At 58.6% G+C, this 17,005-nt stretch carries 18 protein-coding genes; 11 read left to right on the top strand and 7 right to left on the bottom strand.

Annotated features, from left to right (window positions below; genetic code table 11):
- Positions 1-19: 19 nt before the first annotated feature.
- Positions 20-241: a ferrous iron transport protein A gene (locus KP626_RS06230; protein WP_395975856.1), complete on the bottom strand. Its 222-nt coding sequence runs from the start codon at positions 239-241 to the stop codon at positions 20-22.
- Between the two features lie 25 nt (positions 242-266).
- Positions 267-485 (bottom strand): ferrous iron transport protein A, encoded by a 219-nt coding sequence (locus KP626_RS06225; protein WP_395975854.1) that lies wholly within the window; start codon positions 483-485, stop codon positions 267-269.
- Positions 486-688: 203 nt separating this feature from the next.
- Between KP626_RS06225 and KP626_RS06220 the strand changes: the two genes are divergently transcribed.
- Positions 689-1,066 carry a metal-dependent transcriptional regulator gene (locus KP626_RS06220; RefSeq protein ID WP_395975852.1) on the top strand — a complete coding sequence of 126 codons (378 nt, stop codon included), beginning with the start codon at positions 689-691 and terminating at the stop codon, positions 1,064-1,066.
- A gap of 251 nt (positions 1,067-1,317) precedes the next feature.
- Positions 1,318-2,859 (top strand): hypothetical protein, encoded by a 1,542-nt coding sequence (locus tag KP626_RS06215; RefSeq protein WP_395975850.1) that lies wholly within the window; start codon positions 1,318-1,320, stop codon positions 2,857-2,859.
- Positions 2,860-2,943: 84 nt separating this feature from the next.
- Here the strand turns inward: KP626_RS06215 and KP626_RS06210 are convergent, their stop codons facing one another.
- Genes KP626_RS06210 through KP626_RS06200 form a run of 3 tightly spaced genes read right to left on the bottom strand, consistent with a single transcriptional unit; the run spans position 2,944 to position 4,058 of the window.
- The gene (locus KP626_RS06210; protein ID WP_395975848.1) at positions 2,944-3,561 is read right to left on the bottom strand and encodes a manganese catalase family protein; all 618 of its coding nucleotides are present in this window, start codon (positions 3,559-3,561) and stop codon (positions 2,944-2,946) included.
- A gap of 3 nt (positions 3,562-3,564) precedes the next feature.
- Positions 3,565-3,831 (bottom strand): spore coat protein CotJB, encoded by a 267-nt coding sequence (locus KP626_RS06205; RefSeq protein WP_395975846.1) that lies wholly within the window; start codon positions 3,829-3,831, stop codon positions 3,565-3,567.
- Between the two features lie 5 nt (positions 3,832-3,836).
- Complete coding sequence (locus KP626_RS06200; protein ID WP_395975844.1) at positions 3,837-4,058, bottom strand: spore coat associated protein CotJA; 222 nt, start codon at positions 4,056-4,058, stop codon at positions 3,837-3,839.
- Between the two features lie 134 nt (positions 4,059-4,192).
- Between KP626_RS06200 and KP626_RS06195 the strand changes: the two genes are divergently transcribed.
- The 3 genes from KP626_RS06195 to KP626_RS06185 all read left to right on the top strand — a co-directional run bounded on the left by KP626_RS06195 (position 4,193) and on the right by KP626_RS06185 (position 7,429).
- Positions 4,193-5,788, top strand: coding sequence for an amidohydrolase (locus KP626_RS06195; RefSeq protein WP_395975842.1), 1,596 nt, complete (start codon positions 4,193-4,195; stop codon positions 5,786-5,788).
- Positions 5,789-5,942: 154 nt separating this feature from the next.
- Positions 5,943-6,614, top strand: coding sequence for a LiaF transmembrane domain-containing protein (locus KP626_RS06190; protein ID WP_395975840.1), 672 nt, complete (start codon positions 5,943-5,945; stop codon positions 6,612-6,614).
- The gene (locus tag KP626_RS06185; RefSeq protein ID WP_395975838.1) at positions 6,611-7,429 is read left to right on the top strand and encodes a DUF4097 family beta strand repeat-containing protein; all 819 of its coding nucleotides are present in this window, start codon (positions 6,611-6,613) and stop codon (positions 7,427-7,429) included. Before KP626_RS06190 ends, KP626_RS06185 begins: the two co-directional genes overlap by 4 nt.
- Before the next feature lie 79 nt (positions 7,430-7,508).
- Here the strand turns inward: KP626_RS06185 and KP626_RS06180 are convergent, their stop codons facing one another.
- A complete protein-coding gene (locus KP626_RS06180) occupies positions 7,509-8,333 on the bottom strand; it encodes an aldo/keto reductase (RefSeq protein WP_395975836.1) in 825 nt (274 codons plus the stop codon).
- Between the two features lie 409 nt (positions 8,334-8,742).
- Between KP626_RS06180 and KP626_RS06175 the strand changes: the two genes are divergently transcribed.
- From KP626_RS06175 to KP626_RS06150, 6 genes are all read left to right on the top strand, one after another.
- A complete protein-coding gene (locus KP626_RS06175) occupies positions 8,743-9,981 on the top strand; it encodes a S1C family serine protease (RefSeq protein WP_395975834.1) in 1,239 nt (412 codons plus the stop codon).
- Between the two features lie 349 nt (positions 9,982-10,330).
- A complete protein-coding gene (locus KP626_RS06170; protein ID WP_395975832.1) occupies positions 10,331-11,011 on the top strand; it encodes a response regulator transcription factor in 681 nt (226 codons plus the stop codon).
- The gene (locus KP626_RS06165; protein ID WP_395975830.1) at positions 11,001-12,461 is read left to right on the top strand and encodes a sensor histidine kinase; all 1,461 of its coding nucleotides are present in this window, start codon (positions 11,001-11,003) and stop codon (positions 12,459-12,461) included. The genes KP626_RS06170 and KP626_RS06165 overlap by 11 nt, the downstream gene beginning before the upstream one ends.
- Before the next feature lie 188 nt (positions 12,462-12,649).
- Positions 12,650-13,333, top strand: coding sequence for a polyphosphate polymerase domain-containing protein (locus KP626_RS06160; protein WP_395975828.1), 684 nt, complete (start codon positions 12,650-12,652; stop codon positions 13,331-13,333).
- A 139-nt stretch (positions 13,334-13,472) separates the two neighbouring features.
- On the top strand, positions 13,473-14,144 hold the full coding sequence (locus KP626_RS06155; RefSeq protein ID WP_395975826.1) for a DUF4956 domain-containing protein: 672 nt from the start codon (positions 13,473-13,475) through the stop codon (positions 14,142-14,144).
- Between the two features lie 14 nt (positions 14,145-14,158).
- A complete protein-coding gene (locus tag KP626_RS06150) occupies positions 14,159-16,237 on the top strand; it encodes a CotH kinase family protein (RefSeq protein ID WP_395975824.1) in 2,079 nt (692 codons plus the stop codon).
- 300 nt (positions 16,238-16,537) lie between these two features.
- Here the strand turns inward: KP626_RS06150 and KP626_RS06145 are convergent, their stop codons facing one another.
- Entirely contained in the window at positions 16,538-16,927 is a 390-nt protein-coding gene (locus KP626_RS06145; protein WP_395975822.1) for a metal-dependent transcriptional regulator, read from the bottom strand.
- Positions 16,928-17,005 lie beyond the last annotated feature (78 nt).

Genomic DNA, 17,005 nt, shown 5'->3' with positions numbered 1-17,005 from the left:
ACGTAGTCCAGTCCGTTGGCTATTCCACCAGGATCAGCTCGGCGTCCCCCTTGCGGATGGACAGTTCATACCCCCGCACGTTGACCTCCACCGGGTCCCCCAGGGGCGCCACCTTGCGGATGTGCACTTGGGTGCCCTTGGTGATGCCCATGTCCATGATCCGCCGCTTGATGGCGCCGGTCCCCTGGAGCTTCATCACGGTAAGGGTTTCCCCCACCTTTGCATCCTTTAGGGTCTTCATCCACGCTCCTCCTTTACAATAAGATTTATGGCGTAACCATGATCTTGCCCGCCATTTCCTGGCTGATGGCGATCCTGGCTTCCTTTACCTTCACGATGACGTTCCCGCTGTTGATGGAGATCACCGTTACGTCGCCGCCTACCACAAAACCGAGGTTTTTTAGGTGGGCCCGCACCTCTGGGTTTCCACCCACCCGCTGGATGGTGCTCTCTTCCCCGGGCGTTGCAAGGGTCAATGGCATCACAAAGGACCTCCTCCTCACGATGGTTAGCATAGACTAACCCATGGGTCAAAATATAGTTAGCTTTCGCTAACTACGGATATCATACTCCGACAATAGGGGATTGTCAACAGGTTTTAAAAGATTTTCCATTTGAGGAGCCGGGAGGGAGGAACCTTGATTTTATGAAGGATGTAGGCTATCATCCAAGGAAAGGAGGGGAAGCCATGGCGCGCATACAGGAATCGGGAGAAATGTATCTGGAGACCATCCTGATTTTAAGCCAAAAAGGCCCCGTTCGGGCCATCGATGTTGGGGAGGAGATGGGATACTCCAAGCCCAGCGTAAGCCGGGCCATGTCCCTTTTGAAGAAGGATGGCTATGTGACGGTGGACGGGGAAGGCCACCTGCTTCTCACGGACGCAGGCCGTCGGATTGCAGAGCGTACCTACGAGCGCCATCGCCTGTTGACCCAGCTCTTTACCCGGCTGGGGGTGGACGAGGAAACCGCCTCGGCGGACGCCTGCCGGATCGAGCATTACATCAGCGACGCAACCTTTGACGCCCTAAAAAGGCACGCGGGTCTGGAGAGTGAAAAGGGGTAAAAAGAGTACTTTTTTTATCAGCATTGGATTATGGGGCCATTCCCTTTGGGATGGCCTTTTTTCATGCCTTTCTGATAAAAACCTATACCATTGTGACCAGCTTAGCATCATCCAAAAAATAGAAATATTTTTTTGCTTGATTCGGTTTTTTCTTATAAAAAGGACGGCGGAAGACGCATTTACAAGCTGGTCACAATGGTATATAATAATGAACAATAAAATCAACCGCTGAGACCGACTGGAGGGCTGTAATGAAACGGTTTTCAAGGTTTTTCACCTTCTTGCTTGCGTTCATTCTTTGCATGTCCATAGGCATTGCGACCACCCTAGCCGATGACGGCAGCTATACCGTGTTTGTAGGAGGCGTGGAATTGACCATCGGCGCCGGAAACACCGTTGCCTATGCTACCAACGACGCCATGGGAGCGGTGACCACCGTGGGAGCCGACGCCGATCACCATACCATACGGTTTGAGTTGGTGGAGGGCGTTCCCACCGTTACCCTGACGGACGCCACGGTTCAAAACGCGGGCGGCAACGGGATCGAGGCCGTGGCCGGCGATCTCACCGTTGTAGGGGTGGATACCCCGGCAAACGGTGAAAACGCCGTTTCCGGCGGAAAAAACGGCATCTTTGCCAGGGGAGCCATCACCATAAAGGGTGCCATGGGTGATATCACCGGTGGCACGGATGGCGGAATCTATTCCACTCAGGGAAACATTACCATCGCCGAGGGAGCCGTTCTTGGCGACTTGCATAGCGAGTGGTATACCCTTCAAACCGATAATGGAAACATCACCATAAACGGCAAGGTGGGCGATGTCACCGGCGTCATTGGAATCACGTCGGAGTATAACCACGACGTAATCATCGCCGGCCAGGTTGGGAAAATCCAGGGCACCGATTACGGCGTCTTTGCGTACAAGAATTTCAGCGTTGCCCCCAGCGGCCGCGTGGGCGATGTATCGGGCAACAGCGGCGGAATCATGGCGATTGCGAATGTTGCCATAGAGGGTACGGTGGGCAATATCAGCGGAACCCATGGCATTTATGCCATGGAAAAGGTTGAGATCAGCGGAACACTGGGCGATATCACCGGACAATGCGCCATTCGCTCCATAAATAGCGATGTTGAGATCAGCGGCGCAACCGGGGCCATCCGCGGCAATGGAGGCGCTGGGAATACGGGAAGCAGCTATGGGATCCGCGCGGATGCGGGCAAGGTTGTGATCAAAAAGGCGGTGGGCCCCATTACCGCCGATTCAGAGGGCCAGGGCGTGTCGGTTGTGGCGATCCGCGCCCAAACAGGCATCGAGCTGGCGGACAATCTTGGAATCAAGGTTCCTGAGCAGAATAAAATCGATGTGTACGGCGACACCTATTATACCGTCTTTGATCTTGCGCCTGCACAGGGCACGGAAGCAGCCGTGGTGGCGGATAGGGTGGAGCTAGTCAATGTCTATACCGTCACCTATCGGGCGGACGGAAAAATCGTAGCCACGGTGCGGGTAGAGCATGGGATGGATGCGGCTCCGCCGGAGGTTCCCGCAAAGGAAGGCTATACCGGAGCGTGGGATGGGGATGGAAAGGCCATTATCGCCGATACCGTCATCAATGCGGTCTACACGCTGATTCCGGCGGAGGATACCCCGGATTCCGTGGATCCAGAGATTCCGCCAACCGGAGACGGCGCGCAGCCTGGGCTTCTGATAGGGCTTCTGCTGGCCAGTGCCGGCTGTATTCTGGGCGGGATTTTCTGTGGCAAGAAAGGTAGGAAAGCGGAAGAAAACTAAAGAATAGCGAAAAAAGCGCCCTGCGGAGGATCCTCCGCGGGGCGCGATTTGTTTGGAACGAATCCATGACACAAAGGGCTGGGGTTATTTGCAGCCCTTGCCGTCCACCCCGTCAAAGGCGGGATTGAACGCATAGAAGTTTTTGGAATCCAGCCGGTCGGTGGTGAGCCGCAGGCTCTCGCCAAACCGCTGGAAGTGGACGACTTCCCGTGCCCGCAGGAACTTCAGGACGTCCAGCACGTCGGGATCGTCGATGAGCCGGATCAGGTTGTCATAGGTGGTCCGGGCCTTTTGCTCGGCGGCCATATCCTCCATCAAGTCGGTGATGGGATCCCCAACCGACTGGAAGGTGGAGGCGCTGAAGGGCATGCCGGAAGCAGCCTGGGGCCAGACGCCGGTGGTATGGTCCACAAAATAGGTATCGAATCCCGAGCGGATGATCTCGTCGGTGGAGAGGTTCCGGGTTAGCTGATGCACCATAGTGCTGACGATCTCCATGTGCGCCAGCTCCTCAGTTCCAATATCCGTCATTACTGCGGCCACATCCCGGTAGGGCATGGCGTAGCGCTGGGAAAGATAGCGCATGGAGGCGCCCAGTTCGCCGTCGGGGCCGCCAAACTGCGTGATGATGATCTTGGCATAGTTGGCGTTGGGCCGGGCGATTTTAACGGGGTATTCCAGGTTTTTCTGATAGATCCACATGTGTTATGCCTCCATTTCCCAGGGCCAGGGGGTCTCTACCCAGGTCCATGTGTCTTTGCCGGCGGCGTCGGCGGCGGTAAGGGGGCCATAGAGCTCTACGTACTCCCTGCGGATCCGCTGGGCTGCCTCGTGCTGCTGCTGGAAGTACTCCATGGCCTTCTGGCAGCCGGGATGGGTATCCAGGTAGAGGTTGGCGTCGATCAACGCGAAGTCGGCCATCTGTACCTGAAGCATTTTTCTCTGACGGTCGCTGTTACAATTTCTCGTCATATCGCTCACCTCTTCGCGCAGAACGGCAGATCCAGCTCGGGGAAGATGGTCCCCCGGTCCAGCGCCACGTCCAGGTCATAGGTACGTTCCCACTGCTGCATGGGCACATAGGCCATGGCCAGGGGAGCGCGATCGATGCAATCGGCAAGGGCGGCGGTTTTTACCACCGTCATATGACGGCATGGGGCATGCTGTGCACCCATATACCTTGGTTGATATCTGTTCAAGTGATTGTTCTCCCTTCCATTGTGAAGAGCCCGGGCCCAAGCCAGGGCTTTACTATATAATATGAAGGCGGGTACCCGATGTGAAAATCCAAAGAAGAGGATATAATAGAGGGGAAAACAAAGGAGGCGGAGGAATGCAAACCCTATATTACAACGGCACGATTCTCACCATGGAGGAGGGAACGCCCCAGCCCGAGGCCCTGCTGGTGGGGGAGGATGGACGGATACAGGCTCTGGGCTCCCGATCGAGTCTAGCGGATCTGGTCAATCCCGATTGCCGCCGGGTGGATCTAGGGGGGAGGACCCTTTTGCCGGGATTCATCGACGGCCACAGCCACTTTACCAGCTATGCCAATACCCTGGGATTGGCCGATCTATCGGGCGCCGGCAGCGTAGGGGAAATCCTCCGGCGGTTGGAGGACTTTGCCAAGGAACAGGATCTGGCTCCCGGCGACTGGCTGGTGGGGTTTGGATATGACCATAACCTGCTGGCTGGAGGCGAGCATCCCACCCGCCAGGACCTGGATCGGGTGGCGGGGGAGCACCCCGTTATGGTGACGCACGCCTCAGGACATATGGGAGCGGTGAACACCAGGGCGCTGGCCCTGGCGGGGATCACCGCCAGCACCCAGGACCCCCAGGGCGGCGTGATTGGCCGAGAAGCTGGCGGCGCTCCTAACGGGTATCTGGAGGAAGCCGCCTTTATGGCGGTGGGAAGGCAGGTGCCTCCGCCCAGTCCCCAGAGAGTTCTGGCCCTGTTGGATCAGGCCCAGGATATCTACCTGCGCCACGGGATCACCACGGTGCAGGAGGGCTTGACCGGCCAGGGCGAGCTGGCCCTCCTCAAGCAGATGGCCCAGGCTGGGCGCCTCCGGGTGGATGTGGCGGCCTATGTGGATCTGGATAAAGCGCCCAACCTGGCGCAGGAAAACCCCGCATACCTGATGGGCTACCGGCAAAGGCTGAAAATCGGCGGCTATAAGATTTTTCTGGACGGCTCCCCCCAAGGCCGCACCGCATGGCTAACCCAGCCCTACGAGGGGGCGGAGGACGGGTATCGGGGATACCCCATCCACACCGACGAACGGGTGGCAGAGCTGGTCCGGACGGCGTTCTCCCAGGGGCGTCAGCTTTTGTGCCACTGCAACGGCGACGCGGCGGCGGAGCAGTTCATCACGGCGGTGGAGGTGGTCCGGAGGGAAGGGGTTCAAAAGGCCGACCTTCGGCCGGTGATGGTCCACGCCCAGATGGTGCGGGTGGACCAGCTGGACCGGATGCGGGCGGCGGGCATCCTCCCCTCCTACTTTGTAGCCCATACCTATTACTGGGGGGACGTGCACCTGCAGAACCTGGGGAGGCGAGCGGAGACCATCAGCCCGCTCCGCTCCACCGTGCGGCGAGGCATGCCCTTCACCCTCCATCAGGATTCCCCGGTGCTGCCCCCCGACATGATCGATACCCTGTGGTGTGCCGTCAACCGTCGAACCCGGGCGGGAGCGCTGCTATCCCAGGAGGAGGCGGTGACCCCCTACCAGGCGCTGTTGGGCATTACGGCCTATGGGGCGTACCAGTATTTTGAGGAAGGGGAGAAGGGAACGCTTCAAACCGGTAAACGGGCAGATCTGGTGATTCTGAGCCAAAATCCCCTTACCACTCCCCCCGATGCCCTGCGCGGGATCCGGGTTTTGGAAACCATTAAGGACGGTAAAACCGTATATCAAGGGGAGTGAGGGCCCAAAGCAGCCCATAATATGATAAAACATTCACAAATAGTTGTGGACTTCTTATGGGTTTCTTAATACAATGAACCTATACTGGTTCTGTCCCGGGAGAGGAAGGCCGTTTGCGCGCCCCCGGGGAAAACGGTAGAAGGAGCGAATCCATATGAGACAACGTGTTGGGAACATCCTGTTCGGGCTGGCTTTTCTTGTGGCCGGTTTGGGGTTCGGCGGCCAAGCCCTGGGGCTGTGGAATTTTAACCTCTTCTTCTCAGGCTGGTGGACGCTCTTTCTCATCGTGCCCTGCTTCATCAGTCTGATCCGGGACGGCCTGGGGTTTTGGAACCTGGGGGGCCTTGTCATCGGCGTATTGCTGCTGCTGTCCGCCCAGGGCCTTGTCAATGGCCGCGTCATCGGGCGGCTGATCTTCCCCCTTATTCTAGTGCTCATCGGCCTTCAGATCATCTTTGGAGGGATGTTCCGGCGGCAGAGCACCGGCCATGTCCGCCAGGACGGCCAGGTGGAGTATTCCGCCGTATTCAGCGGCAACCGCGCGTCCTTGTACCATGAGGAGTTTACCGGGGCCAACGTAACGGCGGTATTTGGCGGAGTCACCCTGGACCTCCGGGGCGCTACCATGACGGAGGACCGCGTCATCAATTCCTCGGCCATCTTCGGCGGAGTGGACATCTTCGCGCCCGAGGGCGTCAAGGTCAAGGTGAGCAGCGTGCCGGTGTTTGGCGGCACCAGCAACAAGACGCTGCCTCCCAGCGATCCCAACGCCCCCACCCTGTTTGTCAACAGCGTGTGCATCTTCGGAGGGGCGGACATTAAATGAACGGATTTCAAAGGACCGTTAAATATGTGGCCATGGCGTTGGGCCTATGCCTGGCGCTGTCCATCATCCTGGCCATCGCAGGGGGCGTCAGCGCCCTCTTTGGCGTCGTTGGATGGTGGCAGGAAGGGGAGATGGGAACCGTGAACTTCAGCCAGGAGTACGCCGGCGTTTTGAACATCGATATCGATAACGATATGGGCGCCCTTACCATCCGCCAGGGAGACGTGTTTCGGGTGGAGGCCTATGACGCGCGGAACTCCTTTACCTGCCGCCAGCAGGGGGACACCCTGAAAATCGAAAGCGGCGGCGGTTGGAATCCCTTCCGATGGGGGGCGGGCGGCACCCAGATCGTGGTGACCCTGCCTCAGGGCTATGAGGCCCAGCGGGTGGAGATTGAAAACGGTGCCGGCCGGGTGGAGATCAAGGGCCTTAAAGCCGGCCTTCTTGCCATCGAAAACGGCGCCGGGGCCTTTTATGGCCAGGATATGAGCGCCCAGCGGACCAACATCGACGCCGGGGTAGGGGAGGTTTCCATCCAACAGGCGGAATTCCATGACCTGGACCTGGAAACCGGTGTGGGAGCCACCACCATCACCGGCAGCGTTACCGGCCGCAGCCGGGTGGAATGCGGAGTAGGGGAAACCACCCTTAACATCAGCGGAAATGTGGCGGACTATTCCATCACCGCCGATATGGGCATCGGCGCCATCAGCCTCAACGGCCAGAAGATCAGCGGTTCCGCCGGGACGCCGGGTGCGCCCAATGCCCTCCATGTGAGCGGAGGCATCGGCGCGGTCAACATCAACATTCAATAGAGCGAAGCAAAAAGAGGGGCCGGACAATCGTCCGGCCCCTCTTTTGCGATGGGCGGTTTTCCTGTCGCCGCCCTGCCCTTTAAAAACTCCAGATATCGGGGTTTTTGCCAAAGTGGGTGCAGGTGTTCATAGCCGCCAAAATGGCCATATCCTCCAGGGTCAGCTCAAAATCGAAGATCTTGGAATTTTCGATGATCCGCTCCTTTTTCACCGACTTGGGAATGGTGATGACGTTCATCTGAAGATCCCAGCGCAGAAGCACCTGAGCAGGGGTCTTGCCATATTTTTTGGCCAGGGACACCACTCTTTCATCGCTCAGCAGATGGCCGGCGCCCAGAGGGCTCCAGGCCTCGGGAGCGCAGCCAATCTTCTCACAGTATTTGATGAGAGGCAGCTGGGTCAACAGGGGATGAAACTCGATCTGGTTGACGGCGGGCACCACTTCGGCTTCCTCCAGCAGATCCTCCATATGCCATTCATGGAAGTTGCTGACGCCAATGGCCCGGATGAGCCCCTCTTTGTAAAGGTCCTCCACGATCCTGTAGGAGGGCTTGTATACCAGGGGGGCGGGCCAGTGGATGAGATAGAGGTCGATGTAGTCCACGCCCAGCTTTTCCAGGCTCCGCAGGAAGGATTCCCTCTGCTTTCCGGCCCGCATTTCGGTGGTCCATAGCTTGGTGGTGATGAAGACCTCCTCCCGGGGTACACCGCTCTGGCGCAGCCCTTCGCCAACGCTTTCCTCATTGCCGTAGGAGGCGGCGGTATCAATGTGCCGGTACCCGGCTTCCAAGGCCCAGCGGACGGCGTCCACGGTCTCCTGTCCATCCTGGGAACGGAAAACGCCCAAGCCCATCATGGGCATCTCGACGCCGTTGTTCAGTCTGCGGGTGGTGTTCAAATCCATAGGTTACCTCCAAATATCCAGGGCAAAAGCCCGGTTTGATACAAAGCTTCTATATTATTCCAAATGCCTATGGATTTAGTCTAGTAAAATACACAAAAAAAGTCAAGTATAGAAGTCAAACCGCCCCTCTCCCGGGCTGGGCCCATATTGTGCGCCGGTGACGTGCTGTTCCTGCCTCGAACAATCCGCTTCCTAGAACCAGCCTCCGCTTTTATCCAACTTTTCCCAAACCAACGCTTTGCCGTTGGTCATAACCGCTTTTTTTTTCACCTTCCCTTCCCGCCGCATGGAGGCAGGCTCAGCCCGTCTTGCCCGGCCACAAAGGTTCGGAATTGTGTCAAAGGCTGTTCAAACTTCCTTCACATTTGACGGCTATTCTATGCCCATCAAGAGAAAGGAGGCCGGAGGAATGATGGAAAACGGCAATGAATATAAAGAATATCGGAACGAAGCGCAGTATGGCCCCGGTCTTGGATCCCAGACCGGAGAACCCCTTACTCCTATGAAACCAGAGGAGGATCGGAAGAATATGAATCGGAAACGAGGCGGAGGATTCCGCCGCGGCGGGGCCGTCATGCTGGGCCTGCTGCTGGCCTTTGGAGCGGGCATGGGAGGAGGATACGCCGCCTTCCGGCTCTGGGGAGACGATGGTAAAGCCCAGACGGGGCTGAACCTTAACGTCACCGCCACCTCCACCGGGAGCCAGGATGAAATCGCGCCCACAGGGCTTGCGGCCGCAGCCGAGAGCGTGGTGGAGATCGTCACCACCGCCCGAAGCGGCGGTATGAGTATGATGGGCAGCCAGAGCGTGACGGAGGGGGCCGGCAGCGGGGTTATCGTCACCGCCGACGGCTATATCGTCACCAACAACCATGTGATCGAGGACGCGGACACCATTCAGATCCGCCTGCGAAACGGGGAAACCTATGACGCTACCCTGGTGGGCACCGATGAAAAAACCGACATCGCCCTTCTAAAGATCGAGGCTGCCGGCCTTACGGCAGCCACCATCGGCAGCTCCAGCAACCTTCAGATGGGGGATAAAGCCTATGTGGTAGGCAACCCCCTGGGGCAGCTGGGCGGCACCATGACCCAGGGCATCATCAGTGCCCTGGACCGTGAGATCACCGTAAGCGGCGAAACCATGAACCTTTTGCAGACCGACGCGGCGGTCAACCCCGGCAACTCGGGAGGCGGCCTGTTCAACGCCTCCGGTGAGCTGGTGGGCATCGTGGTGGCAAAATCCATCGGTACCGAGGTGGAGGGTCTGGGCTTCGCCATCCCCATCGACGACGTAACCCCGGTGCTGGAGGAGTTGAGCAAACACGGCTATGTGACGGGACGGCCCTATATGGGGGCCACCCTTTTGGACATCACCGACGCCCAGACCATGATGATGTACCGGGTGAACCGGCAGGGGGTCTATGTCCTAAAGGTTGAGGAAAACGGAAAAGCCGCTCAGGCGGGGCTTATGGCGGGGGATTGCATCCTTGCGGTAGACGGCGCTGAAGTCGCCTCCGCCAGCCAGGTAACGGGTCTCATCGCGGAAAAATCCGTGGGGGATTCCATCACCCTGACGGTGCTGCGGAACAATCAGGAGCAGAGCGTCACCGTCACCCTTGGCGAGTATGTTCCCTCCAATTCATAAAAGAATTTTATCCATATGAAGCAGGAAAGGAGGTGATGTGCCATGGTAGACGAGACCCAAGTGCCAGAATGCTGAAAGGAAGGTGATTGCCCATCGAGGATCAAACGATAACGTGTGGATCAAAGCAAGAGATGTACCCATAACCCCATAAAAGAGAACAGGAAAAAACCTGCATACATAAGGAGCCGGGCGGATGCCCGGCTTCCGTGCGTTCTGGGCGTCCGCCCCAAGCCCCCGCCGTCCGGCGATTGTCAGGGTGTTGTCACATTTCCATCACAAAGCCTGGGTACAATAAACACCAAATGGTGGGCGCTCCTGGGGACCGCCCGGGGAAAGAGAGGGAGATGCCATGAATAAAAACCGCATATTGGTGGTGGACGACGAGGAGAAGATTCGGACCATCATCCGCAAGTACGCCGAGTTTGAGGGCTATCAGGTCACCGAGGCGGCCAGCGGCATGGAGGCGGTGTCCCTCTGCCGCAAACAGGATTTCGATATGATGATCATGGACATCATGATGCCGGAGCTGGACGGGTTTTCCGCCGTGCGGGAGATCCGCAAGCGTAAGGACATTCCCGCCCTGATGCTGTCGGCCCGGGGGGAGGAGTACGATAAGATCCACGGCTTTGAGGTGGGGGCGGACGACTATGTGGTCAAGCCCTTCTCCCCCCGGGAGCTGATGATGCGGGTCAACGTGATCCTTCAGCGCAACGGCAAGAAGGATGCCGGGGTGCGCCGGGTGACCTTTACCCACCAAGGGCTTACCATCGACTTCACCGCCCGGATGGTACAGGTGGATGGAGAGACGGTGGAGCTGTCTCCCAAAACCTATGACCTGCTGTTCTACCTGGTGAAAAACCGGGGCATTGCCCTCACCCGGGAACAGCTCATCAGCAACGTATGGGGCTACGACTTCTTTGGGGACGACCGAACCCTTGATACCCATATCAAGCTGCTGCGGAGCAGCCTGGGGAAATACCGGGACCTCATCGTCACCCTGCGAGGGGTGGGGTATCGCTTTGAAGCGTAGCGGAATCAGCATCAAATGGCGTATCTTCGCCTATTTTCTTCTGTTCGCCGCCATGATGCTGGTACTGCTGTGGCTGTTTCAGACGGTGTTTCTGGATTCCTTCTACAAGGCCAGCAAGATGGGGGAGATTCGGGCGTGCAGCAACGCCATCTCGGTGAACGCCGATAACGAGGAAATCCAGACGCTGGTGGAACGGATGGCGCAGCGGTACGAGGTCTGTATCCGGGTAATATCCCGGGATGGCCGGGATGTGGCCCAGGCGGATATCCTGCCGGGGTGTATCATCCACAAGCTGCCCATGGAGGAGCTGATGCGGATGTTCGATAAAACCCAGGCGGCAGGGGGCCAGTGGCTGGACCGCTTCAGCCGAGAGGGCTTTTTCAACAACCGGTATAACGACGACCATTATGAGGGAAACGTGCCGCCCAAGGATGGGGGAATGATGGAGAGCATCGTTTATGCCCAAACCACCCTCATCGATGGTCAGCCGGCCCTGATCCTTTTGAATACCACCCTAAGCCCGGTGACGGCCACGGTGCAGACCCTCCGGCGGCAGCTGGTGTATATCACCGTGATCCTGGTGGTCATGGCCCTGGGTCTGGCCTTTATCATCGGCCGGCGGGTGTACCGGCCCATCGTGGAGATCAACGAGGCGGCCAAGGGGCTGGCCTATGGCAAATACCATCTGGATCTGCGGAGCGGCGCCTATCGGGAGATCATCCAGCTGAACGATACCCTCAACCAAGCGGCGGAGGAACTGGGAAAGGTGGAGCGGCTTCGGAACGAGCTCATCGCCAACATCTCCCATGACCTCCGTACTCCCCTAACCATGATCACCGCCTACGCCGAGGGGATGCGGGACCTGCCGGGGGAGAATACCCCGGAAAACGTCCAGGTGATCATCGACGAGGCCAACCGGCTGACCACCCTGGTCAACGATGTGCTGGACCTGAGCAAGCTTCAGGGAGGCGCTATGTCCATGGATCCCCAGCCCTATAATCTGACCTCCAGCGTAACGGATACCCTTTCCCGGTACCAAAAGCTGACGGAGCAAAAGGGCTATACGCTGAACTTCCGCCATGGGGAGGATGCTTGGGTCAACGCCGATCAGGTGAAGATCGAACAGGTGCTGTACAACCTCATCAACAACGCCATCACCTATACCGGAGCGGATAAGACCGTTACCGTGGATCAGCGGATCCAGGATGGATGGGTTACCATTCGGGTGACGGATACCGGCGAGGGGGTTCCAGAGGAAGATGTCCCCTATATCTGGGACCGGTACTATAAGTCCAGCCAGGCCCATCGGCGGGCGGAGGTGGGCACCGGCTTGGGTCTGTCCATCGTCCGGTCCATTCTGGAGCTCCACGGCGCTCGGTTTGGAGTGGAAAGCCCGCCGGGGAAGGGAGCCTCCTTCTGGTTTGCCCTGCCCCTGTATCAGGCCTCCTAACAACGCCTTTTTGAAAAAGCCTCATCCTTTGTAGGATGAGGCTTTTTCCATTTTTCGCGGGGTTTCCGCTCCTTTCGCCTTAACGTGAACTTCATCCAGGCGTAACATTCAGGGCTGATTCAAAGACGGTTCACCAAACCGTCACGCCCGGGGCGGATACTAAGCGCGGAACGAAAGGAGCGATGCTTATGGAAGCGTCCGGCATGCGCCATGAGATCAAACACCTGATTCACCGAGGGGACTGGATGACCCTCCGCAGCCGGCTTCGGCCCCTGGCCCAGCCCGATCCCTATGCCGTTGCCGACGGCCAATATACGGTCCGGAGCCTGTATCTGGACAACTACCGGGATAAAGCCCTTTTGGAGAAGCTGGATGGGGTAAACCGCCGGGAAAAATTCCGGGTCCGGTGCTACAACGGCGACTACAGCTTCCTTCGGCTGGAAAAGAAACGGAAGGAAAACGGCCTGTGTCAAAAGAGCTCCGTGGAGGTGGGCCGAAAGTATGTGGAAGCTCTTCTCCTTGGCCAAATCCCCAAGCCGGACCGGGACCACCCCCTTTTGTGGGAGCTGTATATCAAGCAGAAGGAGCAGCAGCTCATGCCCCGGACCCTGGTGGACTACACCCGGGAGGCGTACCTTTACCGGCCGGGCAACGTACGGATCACCGTGGATAGCGGCGTCCGCACCGGGGTTTATTGCCGGAACTTCTTCGATTCCCATGCCCCTACCCTGCCGGCGGGGGATCCGGATACCGTGGTCCTGGAGGTCAAGTACGACGCCTTCCTTCCCGACTTGATCCGAGACCTCCTCCAGATACCGGACCGCCGGTGGACCGCCTTCAGCAAATACGCCGCCGCCCGCGTTTTCGGTTAGCCGGGCGGTGCCCGGTTTCCTATAAAGGCGTACTTGCCGCCCACTTGTTTTGCGGACTCGTGGTTCGCTTCCGCTCCCTCCCCCCTCCATACGCTTCCCGCCGCCCCACAAATCCAAAATAGAGAGGAAGAATTTCCCCATGACCTTTAACGACATCTTCAAATCCAGCTTCCTGGAGAAGGTTTCCTCCTTCTCCCTGGTGGATGCCCTCATCGCCCTGGCCATGGCTTTTGCCATCGGCTTGTTTATCCACTACGTATACCGCAAGACCTATACCGGGGTGCTGTATTCAAACAGCTTTGGGGTATCCCTCATGGCCATGACCATGATCACCACCGTGGTGATCCTTGCCGTTACCAGCAACGTGGTACTGTCCCTGGGCATGGTGGGCGCCCTGTCCATCGTCCGGTTCCGGGCAGCCATCAAGGAACCCATGGATATCGCCTACCTATTTTGGGCCATCGCGGCGGGCATCATCCTGGGCGCCGGCCTAATTCCCCTTGCGGTCATTGGCTCCCTGTGCCTGGGCCTGCTTCTCATGGTATTCGTCAACAAAAAATCCCAGGATACTCCCTACATTCTGCTGGTCAGCTGTGATGGGGATGCCTCAGAGGAATCCGCCCAGGCTTGTGTTAAGGCCCAGGCCAGGAAAAGCGCCGTCAAAACCAAGACGGTGGGCATGGACGGGGTGGAGCTCACCATGGAGGTGCGCCTTGCGGGAAACTCCACGGATTTCGTAAACCAGCTGGCCGCCCTGCCCGGGGTGCAGAACGCCGTGCTGGTGAGCTATAACGGGGAGTATATGGCCTAGGCCGGGAGGACGCCATGGAGAAAAAAGCCTTTCACCGGACGGTAGCCGTGGTTTTAGTTCTGGCCCTTCTGGCGGTGGCGGCCATGCTGTTGATCCCCCGGGATGACCTCGGGAACTCCAGCGGCACGGCCATGGCCTACGAGGCTCTGTTCGACCCCGATACCGTGATGACGGTGGATATCCAGGTGGAGGAGAGCGCCTGGGAGACCATGCTGGAGAACGCCACCGCCGAAACCTACATCCAGTGCGATATTGTGGTCAACGGGACCACCTATTACGGGGTGGGGATCCGCCCCAAGGGCAACACCAGCTTAAGCCAGGTGGCCAGCGACGCCACCACCGACCGGTTCAGCTTCAAAATCCAAATGGATGAATACGTGAAGAACCAAACCCTTCTGGGCTTGGATAAATTCGTCCTCAACAACTGCATCAGCGACGCCACCTATCTGAAGGAATACCTGTCCTACGATATGCTCAACTACATCGGGGTAACGACCCCCCTCTACTGCTACGCCAGCGTCACGGTAAATGGGGAACCCTGGGGTCTATACCTTGCGGTGGAGGCCTTGGAGGAGAGCTTCCTCATTCGGAACTACGGCAGCGATTACGGCAGCCTCTATAAGCCGGAGAGCATGGGCGGCCGGGGCGGCGGCTTTATGCAGGAGGTGCTGGAAGGGGAGACCCAGATTTCCGGCTCCGGCGGCAGCGATTTGGTCTATACCGATGACAGTCTGACGAGCTATGCCGATATCCTGAACAACGATGTGCTGGGCGGCACAACCAGCGACTATAATCGGCTGATCCAAGCCATCAAGGGCTTGAACCAGGGGGAGGATCTTTCGGATTATCTCGATGTGGACGGCGCCCTCCGGTACTTTGCTGCCAACACCGTTCTGGTCAATCTGGACAGCTACGTCAGCAGCTTAAAGCACAATTACTATCTCTATGAAAAGGACGGCGTGCTAACCATCCTGCCCTGGGATTACAACCTGAGCTTTGCCGGGTTCCAGACCGGCTCCGCCAGCGCCGCGGTGAACTTTCCCATGGATACGCCCGTATCCGGAGTCTCCCTTTCGGAGCGGCCCCTTTTGGCCCGGCTCCTGGAGGAGGAAAGCTATCTGGCCCAGTACCACGCCTATATCCAGGAAATCGTTACAGGCTGGATGTCCACGGCGGAGGAGAAGATCGACGCCCTGGACGCTCTCATCGGGGAATACGTGAAAAACGACGCCACCGCCTTCTATACCTATGAGGAATACCAGACCGGCCTTACCGCCCTCCGCGCCTATATCGGACTGCGGGCCCAGAGCCTCACGGGCCAACTGGAGGGGACCATCCCCGCCACCAGCCAGGGCCAGGAGGCCGATCCCGCCTCCCTCATCGACGCCTCCGGCCTGGTCCTATCGGATATGGGCTCCATGGGGGGCATGGGCGGCGGATTCGGCGGGGGCCAGTGGAACCAGCAGACGCCTCCGGGGGGCCAGGCGTTTTCCCTGCCGGGTGCAGAAAACGCCGTTCCCGGCGACGGCACAGACGGCCAATCCTCCGGGGAGGAGGGCTCCGCCGCCGACCCTGGGGAGATCACCCTTCCTAATGGGATGGAACCGCCCGCGGGAGGCAATTTTCCGGAGGGCATGACGCCCCCGGACGGTATGGAGCTGCCCGGGACGGGAGGCGCCACAAACGGTGGGATGATGCCCCCCGATGGAACGGAGATGCCCCAGGGGGGTGGGGACGCCATGGGCGGCCTTAGCCGGGAGGTCATGGAACAGGCCCTGGCCATCATCGGAGACAGCACTACGCTCACCGAGGAACAGACCCAATCCCTTCTGGCCCTGGGATTGACGGAGGAACAGATTGCCGCCATACAAAGTCGAGCGCAGGAGGGCGGTGGAAGGAACATGGGCGGCGGCCGCCAGAATGGCATGGCCCCCCCGGATAACGCCATGGATCCAAACGGCATGCCAGGGGACCAGGATGATCAAGGCGCCTCCTCCGGTGCCATGGCCCAATGGTTGGTTCTAGGAGGCTGCCTAGCGGCCATGGTTCTGGGGATTTTTCTGGCCAAAGGATTCCGTCGAAGAAGAAACTGATGGATCAAATGGGCGATTTAGGGCCAATCAAGACCAATTTGGGCCAATCCGGCCCAGCAAAAAAGGAGCGGTTTTCCGCTCCTTTTTTGCTTCTATCCTCCCTCTTTTCCGCATAGGGTGGTAGTGGGACAGGCCGACCATACCGTCTGTCCGCCCGGCTGCGCCCATTCTGCCGGCAGAAAAGAACCGGTTTTTGCCCATGGAAGTTCCAGGCTAACCCCAGGCGTCTCATAAAAAAAGCCGGCAAGTGGCATGCCGGCCAAGGAAAAACGCTCCAAAAACAACGGGGAGGCTAGGACGCTATCGAGGGGACAGGCCGCCTCGCTCAAGGTGGGCGATGAGGCTCTCCATGGTGGCCGCGCTGACCACATGCTCCATGCGGCAGGCGTCTGCCTCGGCGGTGGCTTCATCAATGCCCAGAACGTTGATGAGAAAACGCTTGAGCACCTGGTGCCGACCCATGACGGCTTGGGCCACCGCCCGGCCGGATTCCGTCAGGGTAATGCGCCCATAGCGCTCATGCCGTATGTACCCAGCCTCCCGCAGCACCCCCATGGCACGGCTGACGCTGGCCCGGGATACCCCCAGAGCTTCGGCAATATCCACAGATCGCACCCCCACATGAGCTTGGGGCGAGAGGGCTAAAATGGCCTCCAAATAGTCCTGGCTGGATGCGGAGGGCAGGTTCATAAAAATCACCTCAAATGCATTGGAATCCGCCCCTTCAGCTTACTTGACAGAGGGGAAAAAAGCAAGTAATCTGTAAGC

It is taken from the genome of Christensenella sp. MSJ-20, assembly GCF_044357945.1.
GTDB lineage: Bacteria > Bacillota > Clostridia > Christensenellales > QAND01 > QAND01.
This window is presented reverse-complemented; position numbering and strand designations above follow the sequence as displayed.